Source organism: Mycobacterium sp. smrl_JER01, assembly GCF_048513595.2.
In the GTDB taxonomy this organism is placed as follows: domain Bacteria; phylum Actinomycetota; class Actinomycetes; order Mycobacteriales; family Mycobacteriaceae; genus Mycobacterium.
The window spans coordinates 1,830,509-1,844,519 of sequence record NZ_JBLXXK020000001.1; the positions used below are offsets into that span (position 1 = coordinate 1,830,509).

A 14,011-nucleotide genomic window follows, 5' to 3' on the forward strand; every position below is an offset into this window, starting at 1 on the left:
GGGCCTGGCGCCGATCACACTCATCCCGACGGTGCCATCTGCGCCCCGTTGTCGCACTTGCCGGAGCCGGCGGCCCGCGCGCCCTGGGAGCACTGCGGCGCTCGCTTCCGGGATGCTCCAGCGATCATCCGCTCGGTGTCGGAGGCGGGAATCTCGTTGAGTCGGGTCGGGGCTGTTGTGGTGGCTGGACAGCGTTGACATGGGTGTCCACTCGTCTTTAGGATCCGTTTCATTGTCCTCGGCGGTGGTCGGGGTTTGGGACTTGGCAGGGTGGCCATGGCTGCGTTCTGCCGGTGGTGTGGAAAGGGCGTGGTGGGTGTGTCGGATGTGAAGTTCCGGAAGATGAGTTTTGATATTGATGAGTCGGTGCCGTTTCAGTGGCATCCGGGTAATCCGGCGGCGGGGGTGATGGCCAATGCGATCTCGTTTATTGCGGTGGGGTTTGAGCGTTACATCGTGTTGGCGGTCAAAGAGGCGCTGAAGAACGGTATTGCGGATCCGGAGTTGCGGGCTGAGGCTGAGGTGTTCTTGGCTCAGGAGTCGCAGCATTCGGCGGCGCATCGTCGTCATGTGAAGGCGCTCAGTGCGAGTTATCCGGGGTTGTCGGGTGTGTTGGATCGGGTGATCGAGTCTTATGAGCGGTTGTATGCGGCGGAGGATTTGAAGTTTCACTTGGCGTATGTGGCCAATATCGAGGCGTCGTTCCCGCCGATTTTCAGTTTTTTCATCGAGCGCCGTGATGTGTTGTACAGCGGTGATGCGCGGGTGGCGTCGTTGTTTCTGTGGCATTACATCGAGGAGATCGAGCATCGCAGTTCGGCCGACATCATCTATGAGGGGGTGGTGGGTAGTCGGCGGTATCGGTTGTCCACGGTGAGGCGGACGTGGCGGCATCTGGGGGAGGTGCTTGACATCGTCGTTGATGGGTTTGCCGATCATGTGCCGGCCGCGGAGATCGGAATCGATGCGCAGGGGTTCCGTCGGGTGGTTTCGCCGAACGAGGTGATTTATCGGGTTCCGTTGCTGCGCAGGTTGTTTGCGCCCAGGGAGCCGCAGTTGTTGGCGGGGGTGTCGACGTTGCGGTTGGTGAAGATGTTGGTGGGGGTGGTGCTCTCGCAGATGCCGGGCCGTCATCCCAAGGATTTCCCGGTGCCGCAGTGGTATCACACCTGGATGCTCGATTACGCCGCGGGCAAGGACATGGCCCACTACTACGGCGCCGCGTGAACACCCCACACCCCGACCACGCCTCGATGGCTGCAGAATGCGGATTTGCAGGACCACGCGAGTGGTTCCGGGAGCGGCATGGTGCAGGAGCCATTGCGCTGCAGTATGTCTCGGTAAGCCAGGTTGCCACATCGATCGGCGACCGATGATGTGTGTGCCGCCAGACGGGGCGTCTGCGCTGGCCCGATCGAACAACGTTCTGGCCGTTTCGAGCATGGACCTTGGTCACGGTGAACGCGAGACTAAGTCCATGAAGCAATCCGATCAGCCACTGTGCGTGCTGATGTCGACTCAGCGGGTGTCATGACTCGACTCGATCTGGCCGGTAAGACGGTGGTCATCACCGGCGGCGCCTCGGGGATCGGGCTCGCCCTCGCCGAGCAGATGGCGCTTCGTGGCGCCAAACCGGCGATTCTCGACGTCGACGGTGAGAAAGCCGGTGCGCAGGCTGCTCGAATCGGCGGTGGGGCGATAGGTGCCGCCGCCGACGTGACGGATGCCGCCGCTCTGCGGCGCGCTATCGACCAAGTCGCCGCCACGCAGGGCGGAATCGATGTGCTGGTGGCGAACGCCGGAATCTACCCCCGGCTCGGTAGTGTCGATTCCGGACGCGAGGAAGAACACGCGCGGACACTTTCGGTGAACCTGCACGGTGTGATTCACACTGTCCGTGCTGGGGTCCCGCATCTTCTCGCCAGTCGTGGGCATCTGGTGGTGATGTCTTCGGTGGCCGCGTTCGTGCCTGTGCCCGGCGCCGGCGCCTACGCGATGAGCAAGGCGGCTGTTGAGGCGCTCGCGAGGGCGGCGCGGATCGAATTGGCCTCGACGGGTGTCACAGTCGGCGTCACGCATTTCGGTCAGGTGGACACGCCGTTGATCGCGGGTCTGGCCGCCGATCCGCTCTTCGTCTTGCCCAAACCGATGCGCGCGCGAGCTCGGCCCGAGGACGTTGCTCAGGCGCTCGCCCGTGGCATCGAACGCAGGGCCGCACGCACGATCTATCCGAGAATTTATCTGCCGCAGTACGCCTTACGGGGCGTGTTGGGCCCCATTGCCGACGAACTGATGGTGCGACTTCCTGCCAGCCGCAGGGTGTTCCGCCAGCTACGCACACGCGACCAAGTTGAGGAGTCAACTCGATGAACAAACCACAGTCCAGCCCGAGAATCGGCATCATCGGAGCCGGTATGTCCGGTCTCTGCATGGGCGCCCGCCTGCTGATGGCAGGGATCGAGTCGTTCACGATCTACGAGAAGGCCTCTGAGCTCGGGGGTACTTGGCGTGACAACACCTACCCGGGCCTCACCTGCGACATCCCGTCGCGGTTCTATCAGTTCAAATTCGCACCCAACCCGGATTGGACCCAGCGCTACTCCAAAGGCGAGGAGATCTGGCGCTACTTCGACTCCGTGGCAGACCAGTTGAGATTGCGCGACTACGTGCGGACGGGTTGCGAAGTAACAGACGCCCGCTTCGTCGACGGCCATTGGCAGGTCTCGTTCGCCGACGGGAGCACCGACGAGGTCGATTTCCTGATCTCGGCATGCGGTGTGCTGCGTATCCCGAACGTCCCCGATATCCCTGGAGCGGATTCGTTCGGCGGTGAACTTCTGCATTCGGTGCATTTCGACCGCGACATGCCGGTGCGAGGGCGCCGGGTGGCCGTCATCGGAACGGGGTCGACCGGGGTGCAGCTCGTCGGGGCACTCGGTGGGGTGGCCAGCCACGTGACGCTGTTTCAGCGGACGCCGCAATGGATCATGCCGATGTCCAACCCGAGTTATCGTCCGATCACGCGCGCGATGTATCGGCGCTTTCCGATGTTGAACCGGTTGGCCTACGACGGCAATCGAGTTCTCGCGGAGTGGGGCTCGATCGGCATGGTCAAGCCGGGGCTGCGCCGCAAGATATGGCAGGCGATGTGCCGCCGCCACCTGAACACGGTGAAGGATCCTGCCCTGCGCCAGGCGTTGACGCCCGATTACCAGGCGATGTGTAAGAGGTTGGTGTTCTCGGGCAGGTTCTATAAGGCGATTCAACGCCCCGACGTCAGTTTGGCGACCGAGAAGATCGAAGCCATCGAGAAGTCCGGCGTGCGAACCGCTGACGGTGTGCTGCATGAAGTGGACATCATCGTCTTGGCGACCGGTTTCGACGCGCACGCGTACCAGCGTCCGATGAACCTCGTCGGCCGCGATGGCATCACACTCGACGACGCATGGCGCGGTGGCCCCCGGGCGTACATGACCGTGTCGCTCCCGGGCTTCCCGAACCACTTCATGTTGATGGGCCCGCACAGTCCGTTCGGCACGTATAGCCTGACCCAGATCGCTGATACTCAGGCCCAATACATTGTCGGTTGGTTGAAGCGTTGGCAGCGGGGCGAATTCGTCACCGTCGAACCCACCCAAGAGGCGACGGACCGGTTCAATGCCGAGATGCGTGCCGCGATGCCGGGCACGGTATGGGCGTCCGGATGTCAGAGTTGGTACCTGGGACCGGATGGGCTGCCGGCACTGTTCCCGTGGCCGCCGCAGAAGCACCGCAAGATGCTCGCCGAGCCCCGCCTTGCCGACCATCGGCTGGATCGGCAGCTCGTGGCGCTGTGAGCCATCGGGTCGGGACTGACCCCACGCCGGCGATGTCGAATGGTGTCGATGGAATTCTGGGATCATCTGCGAAATGCAGTAAGTAGCCGGCTCCTGGTCGAAGTCGGCCAGGAGCGCGGTGCAGACCCTGAGCAGGTTCTGTTCGGGACCGGGCTGAGCGTCGACTCGCTTCGCGACAAGTCGACGATGGTCACCGGCAGTCAGGAGTTGCAGATCGCTCGGCAACTCAAGGCGTTGCTCGGGGATGTCACCGGTGTCGGCCTGGAAGCAGGTCGGCGCGTCACCATCGGGGATTTGGGCATCTGGGCGTTCGCCATCATGTCCAGCGCGACGATAGGTGAGGCGATCCGAATCGCGGTTCGCTTCAACCAGCTTGCCCCGGCCTTCGTGGCGGCCGAACTTGGTGACGAGACGGGCATGCTGGTCGTCACGCTGCACGATGACCATCTCCCGGTGGATGTCCGCGAGCTGCTGGCAGAACGTGACCTTGCGGCCGTCGCTCAGGTGGATGCCATGGTCGGGATGGACCTCGAAGACGTTACGGTGCTTACCAAATTCGGCGGTCCCATCGCCGATGAACTAGCCCAGATGTACGCGCCGGCTACCGTCGTGCGGGGCTCGGCAAGGCATCAGTTGCGCATTCCCGGCGCTGTCGTGGAGCGATGCCTTCCCACCGCCGACGAAAGTGTGGGCCGGCTCTGTCAAGCCGAGTGCGAACGGTTGCTCGACTCGTATCGACATCGGAGCAACCTGTCAGCTGTGGTGCGGACGCTCCTGGCGCGTAAGCCCGCCGCGATGCCGTCACACCGCCAGCTCGCGCAGGAGTTGCATCTCAGTGAGCGCTCCTTGCGCCGCCGGTTGCACGAAGAAGGGACCAGCTACCGTGCCCTGCGCGAAGAGGTGACGACGACGATCGCCACCGAACTCATGGGAACCGTGGGTTTGAGCGTGGGTGAGGTCGCTCATCGGCTCGGATACAGCGACGCAAGCAGCTTCACGCACGCGTTCACGCGGTGGAACGGAACCGCGCCCGGTGCTCACACGCGCAAAGTGCGATCTCGCGAGTCGTGACGTGGCGACTGCGCCTACGGTTCGTGGACGTCGTTGTGCAGATGGTCGCGATAGAGATTTTCGATCTCCTTTGCGTACTTAGTCGCGATCACCTTTCGCTTGAGTTTCATCGTGGGGGTGGTCTCGTCAGATCCGGCTTCCCAGTACGTCGGCAGAATCAGGAAACGCTTGATTTGTTCCACCCGTGCCAGTCGCTGATTTCCACGTTCCACGGCGGTTTTGACTGCGGCTACCACACCTGGATGGGTCGACAGCGCCTCAGCTGAGGAATCGGACAATCCATTCTGTTGTGCGAAGGCTCCGGCCGTCTCGACGTCCAGCACCATCAACGCCGTGTTGTAGGGGCGCGCGTCGCCTATCAGTGCCATCGAGCCGATGAGGGGGGTGACGCTCTTGATCGTGTTCTCGATATGGGCCGGTGACATGTTCTTGCCGGCGGCGTTGATGATGATGTCTTTCTTCCGATCCACGATCGAGAGGTAGCCCTCCTCATCGATGACGGCGATGTCGCCCGTGTGTAACCATCCGTCGGCGTCGATCGCCTCGCGAGTTTGCTCGGGCAAGCCACGGTAGCCCTTCATCACCAGCGGGCCTCGCACCAGAAGTTCTCCGTCGGCGGACAGCCGCGCCTGCATGCCGGGAAGGAGTTTTCCGACTGAGCCGGACTTGCCCTCACCGGGAGGGCTGACACTGCAGACGGCCGCCAGCTCGGACATTCCCCATGCTTCGCAGATGGGAATGCCGATGCCGGCGAAGAACGCGAGAGTCTCTTTCGGGATCGGCGCAGCGCCGGATATTGCCCAGCGAACCTTGTCCAAACCCACCGCTGCCCGCAATCCGCCGTACACCTGCGCGTCTGCGTGTTCCCACGCGGCGACGACTTCGGCGGGAACGGGTTGGCGGGCCAACTGAAGGCACCCACGCAATGCGGCAACCTCCAAGGCTTGCTGCATCGCGGTCCTTGTCTCGGCTTCGGTCTCACTATCTACGCGATGCTCGATAGCGGCCTTGAGCTTCTCCCACACGCGCGGCACTGCACCCCAGGTGCTCGGGTGCAGGTCAATCAGCGCTCCTGCGATCTGTTTGATGTCGGCGACGCAGGTGACTTGGGTGCCGAGCGCCTCCTGAATGTAGAGCCCGGCCACGCGATCGGCGATGTGCGCTGTCGGCAGGTACGAGGTCGTGGTATCCCCGAACTCGATGCCAAGTACCTCGGCGAGGCTGTAGACCTGGAACATCAGACTGGCATGTGTGGTCTCGACGCCTTTGGGGCGGCCGGTGGTTCCTGAGGTGTAGATCAGGGTGGCGACATCGTCGCTCCGCACGGCGCGCCATGTCGCGTCGAAGTCGAAGGCGTAACTGCCCGCGTTGATCAACGCCGACACCGACATCGCCTGCGAGTCGTCTCCGTCGACACAGATCACGCGGTCGAGTTCGATACCGCTGTGGTGGATTCGGTCCAGAAACTCAGCCTCGCAGACGAGTACGCGCGCCCCGGCGTTGTCGAGCACGTAGGCCAACTGCTCGGGCGGGAGCGTGTTGTACACGGAGAACGAGGTAGCCCCGACGTGCTGCGCGGCGACTTCGAGCGGGTAGAACTCGATGCGGTTGCTCATCATGAACGCGACGGTGTCGCCACGGCCTACGCCGATACCTGCGAACCCGGCGGCGAATGCACGCACCTGATGCGCATACTCGCGCCAGGTGAGCGTCTGGCCGTCGCCCGGCGTGCGTAAAGCCACCGACTCAGGTGAGATCGAAGCGGTGTGCTGAAACGCCGCCGGAAGCGTTCCGAAGCGAGGTCTGCTCACGTAGAGGGCCCTTCCAGGTCAGCTGATCGCAGTGCTCAGCCGCGTGATGGCCTGTTGGCCACCCATGCGGTGCCGTGATGGCCATCCGGGGTGCGGCTCGTCTGCGGTCTATTGCTGGGCACCCTAACATTATGTATATTAGCGCTCGTTCGTTTCGTTCTCGTCTTGCGAGACCCAGACGTGGTTGTGCGCGGCGGGAGCTTTCAGACCAACCCGAGGAGCAGTCAATGAATCTGGCGCGCAAGCAGTTCACGGAGTTCAAAGAGCGCGGCGGCACCATGTCCGATGCCGAGCTCGACGAGTTCTGGGCAACCCTGGAGCCGATGACGATCGAAGGCATGATCGGCGAGTGGGAGGGTGGCGAGTTCAACACCGGCCACGTGATGTGCGGTCACCTCAAGGACGCCGGCTGGTTTGGGAAGACATTCAAAGCGGCCGACGATGTGCAGCCGCTGGTGTGGCTTGACGAGGACGGCAACAAATTCTCGAACCTGGAGATGGGCAATGGTGAGGCCAGCCTGTGGCTCGAGGAGTTCCGCGGTGAGGTCACGGCCACCATGGTCTACGACGGCCAACCGGCACACGATCACTTCAAGAAGATCGACGACAACGCGGTGTTCGGGATCATGAACGGCAAGGCTGTTCTCGGCTTGGACAACGGCCGTCACTACTACTTTTATCTGGAGCGCGTGCAGGCCTGACGGTCCCCGGCGGACCGCCCCGCGTTCGTCGGCCGGCCCATGTGGCCGGCCGGCGAACGCGCACCCCTCGGGATGACGCGTTCGAAGGGCGACCTGAGCGCATCACCCATTTCATCAATCAGATTTTGAGTTGCCGGTGAGTAGCAGGAGAGGCGCTATGGCGAGAACATTGATCGCTCCATCGCTGGACGAGTTGGACGATCGCACACCGGTAATCGTTGGAGTGGGACAGGCTTCGGAGCGCATCACCGATCCTGACTACCGGGGGCTGTCGCCGGTCGAGTTGGCGACCGAAGCGGCGCGCGCTGCACTGGAGGACACCGGAGTGGCCGTCGAATCTGTCGCCGCCGTCATCGACACCGTGGGCGCGGTCCGCCAGTTCGAGAACTCGACGCCCCATGCGAGCGCCCGGCTGGGGCGGTCGAACAACTTTCCGCGGTCGGTGGCCGACCGCCTCGGGGCCAAGCCCGCCCGCGCCATCCTGGAGACAATCGGCGGACAGACTCCTCAACACCTCGTCACCGAGATGTGCCGGACCATCGCGGGTGGCGACAGTCACGCCGCGCTAATGTTCGGCGCAGAGGCGATCTCGACGATCCAACACCTCGCCGGATCCGACAACCCTCCCGACTTCTCCGAGGAGGTGGCCGGCGACCTGGAGGATCGCGGGTACGGACTCCGCGGCCTGGTATCGGTGTTCCGGGCCGGCCACGGCCTGACTGACGCGCCGAGTCAGTACGCGCTCTTCGAGAATGCCCGCCGATACCGGCTGAAGCTGGGGCGTGACGAGTATGCCAACGACATGGCTCAACTCTTCGAACCTTTCACCGAAGTGGCAGCGGCGAATCCGCACGCGGCAGCACCCACACGGCGTAGTGCAGCCGAACTCGCCACGGCGACGGAACGCAACCGCCCCATCGCCGATCCTTACACCGCGCTCCTTGTTGCGCGCGAAAAGGTCAATCAAGGCGCCGCCATCCTTGTCATGTCTCTGGGCGCGGCACGAAGGCTCGGTATCGCAGAGGACCGCCTGGTCTTCCTGCACGGGCATGCCGACTTGAAAGAGCGCGACATCATGGACCGTGAGGACCTCAGTCGCAGCCCGGCAGCGGTCATGGCGGTCCGGCACGCCATCGACATGGCAGGCGTGACCGTCGACGACGTCGCCACCTTCGATCTGTACTCGTGCTTCCCGATCGCGGTGTCCAACATCGCGGACGGGCTCGGTCTCGGCCACGACGATCCCCGCGGTCTCACTGTCACAGGTGGGCTGCCGTTCTTCGGCGGGGCAGGAAACAATTACTCGATGCACGCCATCGCCGAGACCGTGCAACGCTGCCGTGCTCGCCGGGGTGATCTAGGCCTTGTGGAAGCCAACGGCGGTGCGCTGTCGAAACACTCGGTCGGGGTGTACGGCACCGATCCGACGCCTTGGCGCGAGGACGGCAGCGCCGACCTGCAAGCTGAGATCGAGTCGTGGCCGGCCGTGCCCGTCAACGATCATCCCGAGGGCTGGGCAACGGTCGAGACCTGGACGGTCAAGCACAGCAAGAACGGGAAGCGCACGGCGATCGTCGTCGGCCGGCTGGAAATCACCGATGAACGGTTCCTGGCAATGGGACTTGAGGACGACGACGAGATTCTTGACCTGCTCACCGGCGAACACCCGGCTGGTCAGCGGATCTATGTGCGGGCACTGCCAATCGGCAATCGAGTCACCACCACTCGCCGTCGCATGGACGAGCTGCGGCCGCCGCGCGCGCCCGGATTCCGCGATTCTTACGAATTCGTCCAGATCGAGCGAGACGGACACCTGCTTGTCGTCACCATCAACCGGCCTGAGGCGCGCAACTCACTGCACCCGCCGGCCCACCTGGAGCTCGAGGAAATTTTCGACGCCTACTTCGCCGACCCCAGCCTTTGGGTGGCGATCGTCACAGGTGCGGGCACACAGGCCTTCTCGGCGGGAAACGACCTCATCTACACCGCCTCCGGTAAGCCGCTGTACGTACCGCTGTCGGGTTTCGCCGGGTTGACAAACCGCAGGCATATGGACAAGCCGATCATCGCTGCAGTCAATGGTTTTGCCATGGGCGGCGGGCTGGAGATCGCGCTGGCGTGCCATCTGATCGTCGCCGACGCGGCCGCCCAACTGGCGCTCAGTGAAGTGAAGGTGGGACTCGCAGCAGCTGCCGGCGGACTGGTACGGCTGCCGCGCAAACTGCCCGTCGCCGTCGCCACCGAGATGATCCTCACCGGTCGGCGGATGGGAGCCGCTGAAGCCGAACAGCGAGGGCTGGTCAACCGGGTCGCGCCGGCGGGGCAGGCCGTCACCGTGGCCAGGGAACTCGCAGCTGAGATCCTCGAGTCGTCACCGACGTCTGTCCGGACGTGTCTGGAGGTCATGGAAGAGACGGTGGGCATCGCCGATCCCGTCGACGCCGTCAGCCACCACTGCGAGGCACTCGACGAACTGTTCTTCAGCGCCGACATGGTCGAGGGAGTCAAGGCCTTCGCCGAGAAACGCCCACCGCGTTGGGTCAACGGGTAACGACGAGCACAGCTTCCAGCGAGCGAGAAGGATATGACGACAGACCAGTTGCCGAACGTTCGTGGGGAGGTTCGTGGGTGGATTTCGGAGAATTGGCGAGGGGTTGATGATGGGGTGTGGCGGGATGCGTTGGTGGGTTCTGGGTGGGTAGTTCCGACGTGGCCTGTTGAGTGTTTTGGGCGTGGTCTGTCGGTGGTGCAGGCGCGTGCTGCTCGTGAAGAGTTTGAGGCGGTGGGTGCTCCGGGAGCGGTTGTTGATCTTGATCCGTTCGTCAGGAATCCTTACCTGAGCTTGCTTGGCGATCCGTTGAAGGTGTTTGGGGGTAGGCGGATTCGGGATGAGTTGTTGCCGGGGTTGTTGAGCGGACGGCTTCGGGTCGGCTGCTTGCTGTATAGCGAGCCGGGTGCTGGTTCGGATTTGGCGGCGGTGCAGACGCGTGCTGACAGTGATGGTGATGATTATGTGGTCAATGGTCAGAAGATTTGGACCAGTTATGCCCATGAGGCGCAGTTCGCGCTGTTGTTGGCCCGTACGGATTGGGATGTGGTCAAGCACGCGGGGTTGAGTTTCTTCGTGGTGGATATGGACAGTCCTGGTATCGAGGTACGGCCGATCAGGCAGATCACCGGTGATACTGATTTCAACGAGGTTTTCCTGACTGATGTTCGGGTTCCGGCGGCTCGGATGATCGGCGACCCCGGCGATGGGTGGAAGGTGCTTCAGACGGCTCTGGCCGCCGAGCGTGCAGGGATGGGGGGAGGAGCATCGACGTCGCGCAGGTCGCGCGGAGGCTTTGATGAGGTGGTGGGCGACCTGATCGAGTTGGCCCGCGCTGCGGGCCGCGACGGTGATGCGGTGGTGCGTCAGGAGATCGTGAAGAATTTGTCGTGGCGGTTGACCAATACCTGGACGGGGCAGCGTGCGGTGATGCAGGCTCGTCGGGGGTCGTTTGATCTGGCCAATGTGGGTAAGTTGGCGATGTCGCGGATTCTGCACTGCGGTAACGATTTGCGGTTCCGGTTGCAGGGTCGGCAGTCGCTGCTCTATGACTACGAGCATCCGTTGGACTATCCCGTTGATCGGGATTTGATGTTCGGGTTCATCAATTCCATTGGTGGGGGCTCGGATCAGATTCAGCGCAATATCATCAGTGAGCGTGTTCTGGGCTTGCCGAAGGGACATGAACCCGATAAGGGAGTTCCTTTCCGGGAGGTTCGCAAAGGTGGTACCGCGCGCAGTGTGGGGCCGGCGGGGGAGCGGGCGTCGTGATTGAGGATTTCACCGATGAGCAGTGTGAGTTGCGTGCCACTGTGCGGCGGTTCTTGGTCGAGCATTCGGCCGAGGCCGATGTTCGCGCCCTGATGGGCACTGAGCGCGGTTATGACCAGCGGGTGTGGTTGATGTTGGCTCAGCAGTTGGGTGTGCACGGCTTGGCTGTCCCGGAGGCGTATGGCGGTCAGGGGTTCGGCTGGGTGGAGTTGGGCATCGTGATGGAGGAGATGGGGCGGGCGTTGTTGTGTGCGCCGTTTCTGTCCTCGGTGGTGTTGGCGGCGACGGCGATTGTCGAATCCGGTGACGAGGAGGCCAAACAGCGCTTGTTGCCGGGTATCGCCGATGGCACCACCATCGGCACGCTGGTGCTGCCGGGGGACGGGACCGCGGTCGAGGCGAGGTTCGAAGGGGACGGTTGGACGGTCAGTGGTAGCGCGCAATTGGTGCTTGACGGTCATGTCGCCGATGTGATCGTGGTGCCGGCGGTCACGGCCGAGGGGGTGGGGTTGTTCACCGTGGCCGGGGAGGGCCCGGGTGTGGTTGCGACAGCCAAGCCGACGTTGGATCAGACCCGTAAGCTGGCCGATCTGTCGTTTGACGGGGTGCGGTGTGCGCCGTTGGGTGAGGTGGCCGATGCGACGGCGGTGTTGGCGCGCACCCTCGATCTTGCCGTGGTGGCTTTGGCGCTCGAGCAGGTCGGTGGCGCGCAGGCCGCGCTGGATATCTCGGTGGACTACCTCAAGACCCGGGTGCAGTTCGGCCAGCCGATCGGAGCGTTTCAGGCGCTCAAGCACATGGCCGCCGATGTTTTCGTCGAGGTCGAAACCGCCCGCTCGGCGGCTTATTACGCGATGTTCGCCGCGGCCGGGGGCAGTGCTGACCTGCCCGCGGCTGCAGCGCTGGCCGGCGCGTACTGCACCGAGGCGTTCGTCACCACCGCTCACCAGATGATCCAGTTCCACGGCGGCATGGGCTTCACCTGGGAACTACCAGCACACCTGTACTTCAAACGCGCCCGCGCCAGCCAACAGCTACTCGGCCAGCCCGAAACACACCGCGAACGACTCGCACAACTCATCGGCCTCTAAAACACCCCGCCGCGCGCAGCGACGAGGACGACGACGCTTCGTCGTGCAGGCTCGCCGGGTTGTGCGGTCATTCGGCGTCGGCATCGAGGTCCTCGTGTGGTGATCGCACGAACGCGAAGCCCTGCCAAGCCTCTCGTCGCTCGCGATGGGGGTCGAGTTCGATGCGCAGTTCGCTGTCGAAGACCATCACCGCACGGTCAGTGCTGGTGTAAGTCGGCCAATCGGCTCCGGGCATCCCCAAACGGCTGAACGCGTGCCAACGCCTTTGCATTTCATCGCTGACGCGCAATGCCGACCGGCGGTCCGCCCCCACGCGCAGCAGCGAACCGGACTTGGTTCGGTAGAGGTCGAACAGGGCGAGCAACTCCGTCCCGTGGGTGGCGCCCAGACCTGACCACCGCAGTACACGCGGTGCATAGTCGTATCGGTACAGGTAGACCGGTGCCGATTTCCCATGGGCGTCGGCGATCTCCCAAGCGGCCGCACCGAAGGCGAAATCACCGCCGAAGCGGATGCATGCCGACCGCCGGGGATAGCCGGGATAAGCGTTGATGATGCGTTGGCGATCAATGGGTTCCACCCCCGCCAGCAGCGCCTCGATCTTCGGCTCGGTCGTCGGCAGAAGGGGCAGAAACCGCGTGAACAGGCGGGCCTCGTCGGCGTTGGTTCCCACAATGAGCGGTATCCGGTGCGACCGTCCGCGGCGCATCGCCTCGATCGGCTCCATCGGCAGGACATCGTCGCCGAAAACCGGCCCGAGAGGAACACTGCCCATCATTGAGCGCATCGCTTCGTCTATCAGGTGGCCCTGCGCTGCCACAAGTGCGGCCGGGGAAGCCTGCATGAGAGCATGAGCTTCGCGGCGCGTGCGTCCGCCGAGCAGCGTCGCAAACCGGGACGCGAATTCGGCCGTTACCTCGCGGGGCCGAGCCAGCGCGGTTACCGGACTCTGCGAGATCGCCCGAGTGAACAGACCTTCGGCAGCCGGTACCGCCAGCAACGTCGCGATCGCGTGGGCGCCGGCACTCTCGCCGAACAGCGTGACATTGTCGGGGTCACCGCCGAAGGCCGCAACGTTGTCCTGCACCCAACGCAGAGCCATCAGCAGATCACGCAGGAAGAGATTGCTCTCAATCGTGACATCGGATGTCGACAGCGACGACAGGTCGATACAACCCAGTGCGCCGAGGCGGTAGTTGACCGATACGTACACGCATCCCCGACGGGCCAGCGCAGCACCGTCGTACACCGGCGTGGCAGAGCTGCCGAACATGTAAGCGCCGCCGTGGATGAACACCATGACCGGCAGCGGCTGGTCGTCCCAGACTTCGGGTGTCACCACGTTGAGGGTCAGACAGTCCTCGTCCATCCGCTGGTATTTGCCCACGCCCATCGCGGTATAACGACGTTCCTGCGGAGCACAGGCGCCGAACGTGCGGCAGTGCCGCACGCCCGACCACGGCTGCGGCGGTCGTGGCGCGCGGAATCGCAACAGCCCGATCGGGGGGCGGGCGTAAGGGATGGATCGCCAGCGGTGCACCCCGTCCTGTGTGTAACCCTCGACAGTTCCGGCAGTCGTGGTGACGCGAACGGCGAAGCGGTGCATGGCGTTCTCCCTGTATCCAGTCGCTGCCGGGCAATTCCTTCAGCGGATGCCGGTCGAATTTCGGGCAGGCCGAAA

Annotated in this window: 10 protein-coding genes; 8 read left to right on the top strand and 2 right to left on the bottom strand. The window is 63.6% G+C overall.

The annotated features are described in order from the left end of the window. The first annotated feature begins 276 nt into the window (after window positions 1-276). The 4 genes from ACNUDN_RS08645 to ACNUDN_RS08660 all read left to right on the top strand — a co-directional run bounded on the left by ACNUDN_RS08645 (window position 277) and on the right by ACNUDN_RS08660 (window position 4,907). A complete protein-coding gene (locus tag ACNUDN_RS08645) occupies window positions 277-1,227 on the top strand; it encodes a metal-dependent hydrolase (protein WP_431959683.1) in 951 nt (316 codons plus the stop codon). Between the two features lie 303 nt (window positions 1,228-1,530). Then, window positions 1,531-2,370, top strand: a complete 840-nt coding sequence (locus ACNUDN_RS08650; RefSeq protein ID WP_419121559.1) for an SDR family NAD(P)-dependent oxidoreductase — start codon at window positions 1,531-1,533, stop codon at window positions 2,368-2,370. Continuing rightward, window positions 2,367-3,836 (top strand): flavin-containing monooxygenase, encoded by a 1,470-nt coding sequence (locus tag ACNUDN_RS08655; protein WP_419121560.1) that lies wholly within the window; start codon window positions 2,367-2,369, stop codon window positions 3,834-3,836. The genes ACNUDN_RS08650 and ACNUDN_RS08655 overlap by 4 nt, the downstream gene beginning before the upstream one ends. A gap of 48 nt (window positions 3,837-3,884) precedes the next feature. Then, window positions 3,885-4,907 carry an AraC family transcriptional regulator gene (locus tag ACNUDN_RS08660; protein WP_419121561.1) on the top strand — a complete coding sequence of 341 codons (1,023 nt, stop codon included), beginning with the start codon at window positions 3,885-3,887 and terminating at the stop codon, window positions 4,905-4,907. 14 nt (window positions 4,908-4,921) lie between these two features. Here ACNUDN_RS08660 and fadD11 read toward each other — a convergent pair whose 3' ends face one another. Beyond that, on the bottom strand, window positions 4,922-6,718 hold the full coding sequence (gene fadD11 / locus ACNUDN_RS08665; protein ID WP_419121562.1) for a fatty acid--CoA ligase FadD11: 1,797 nt from the start codon (window positions 6,716-6,718) through the stop codon (window positions 4,922-4,924). 227 nt (window positions 6,719-6,945) lie between these two features. Between fadD11 and ACNUDN_RS08670 the strand changes: the two genes are divergently transcribed. The 4 genes from ACNUDN_RS08670 to ACNUDN_RS08685 all read left to right on the top strand — a co-directional run bounded on the left by ACNUDN_RS08670 (window position 6,946) and on the right by ACNUDN_RS08685 (window position 12,330). Beyond that, window positions 6,946-7,419 (top strand): DUF4334 domain-containing protein, encoded by a 474-nt coding sequence (locus ACNUDN_RS08670; RefSeq protein ID WP_419121563.1) that lies wholly within the window; start codon window positions 6,946-6,948, stop codon window positions 7,417-7,419. A gap of 157 nt (window positions 7,420-7,576) precedes the next feature. Beyond that, entirely contained in the window at window positions 7,577-9,970 is a 2,394-nt protein-coding gene (locus ACNUDN_RS08675; RefSeq protein ID WP_419121564.1) for an acetyl-CoA acetyltransferase, read from the top strand. 192 nt (window positions 9,971-10,162) lie between these two features. Next, on the top strand, window positions 10,163-11,239 hold the full coding sequence (locus ACNUDN_RS08680; RefSeq protein WP_419121565.1) for an acyl-CoA dehydrogenase family protein: 1,077 nt from the start codon (window positions 10,163-10,165) through the stop codon (window positions 11,237-11,239). Continuing rightward, window positions 11,236-12,330 carry an acyl-CoA dehydrogenase family protein gene (locus ACNUDN_RS08685; protein WP_419121566.1) on the top strand — a complete coding sequence of 365 codons (1,095 nt, stop codon included), beginning with the start codon at window positions 11,236-11,238 and terminating at the stop codon, window positions 12,328-12,330. The genes ACNUDN_RS08680 and ACNUDN_RS08685 overlap by 4 nt, the downstream gene beginning before the upstream one ends. 67 nt (window positions 12,331-12,397) lie before the next feature. Here the strand turns inward: ACNUDN_RS08685 and ACNUDN_RS08690 are convergent, their stop codons facing one another. Beyond that, entirely contained in the window at window positions 12,398-13,936 is a 1,539-nt protein-coding gene (locus ACNUDN_RS08690; protein ID WP_419121567.1) for a carboxylesterase/lipase family protein, read from the bottom strand. Window positions 13,937-14,011 lie beyond the last annotated feature (75 nt).

Coding starts and splice junctions, on each gene's coding strand:
- ACNUDN_RS08645 (WP_431959683.1), top strand. CDS start 277: ATGGCTGCGTTCTGCCGGTGGTGTGGAAAGGGCGTGGTGGGTGTGTCG.
- ACNUDN_RS08690 (WP_419121567.1), bottom strand. CDS start 13,936: ATGCACCGCTTCGCCGTTCGCGTCACCACGACTGCCGGAACTGTCGAG.
- ACNUDN_RS08660 (WP_419121561.1), top strand. CDS start 3,885: ATGGAATTCTGGGATCATCTGCGAAATGCAGTAAGTAGCCGGCTCCTG.
- ACNUDN_RS08675 (WP_419121564.1), top strand. CDS start 7,577: ATGGCGAGAACATTGATCGCTCCATCGCTGGACGAGTTGGACGATCGC.
- ACNUDN_RS08670 (WP_419121563.1), top strand. CDS start 6,946: ATGAATCTGGCGCGCAAGCAGTTCACGGAGTTCAAAGAGCGCGGCGGC.
- ACNUDN_RS08650 (WP_419121559.1), top strand. CDS start 1,531: ATGACTCGACTCGATCTGGCCGGTAAGACGGTGGTCATCACCGGCGGC.
- ACNUDN_RS08655 (WP_419121560.1), top strand. CDS start 2,367: ATGAACAAACCACAGTCCAGCCCGAGAATCGGCATCATCGGAGCCGGT.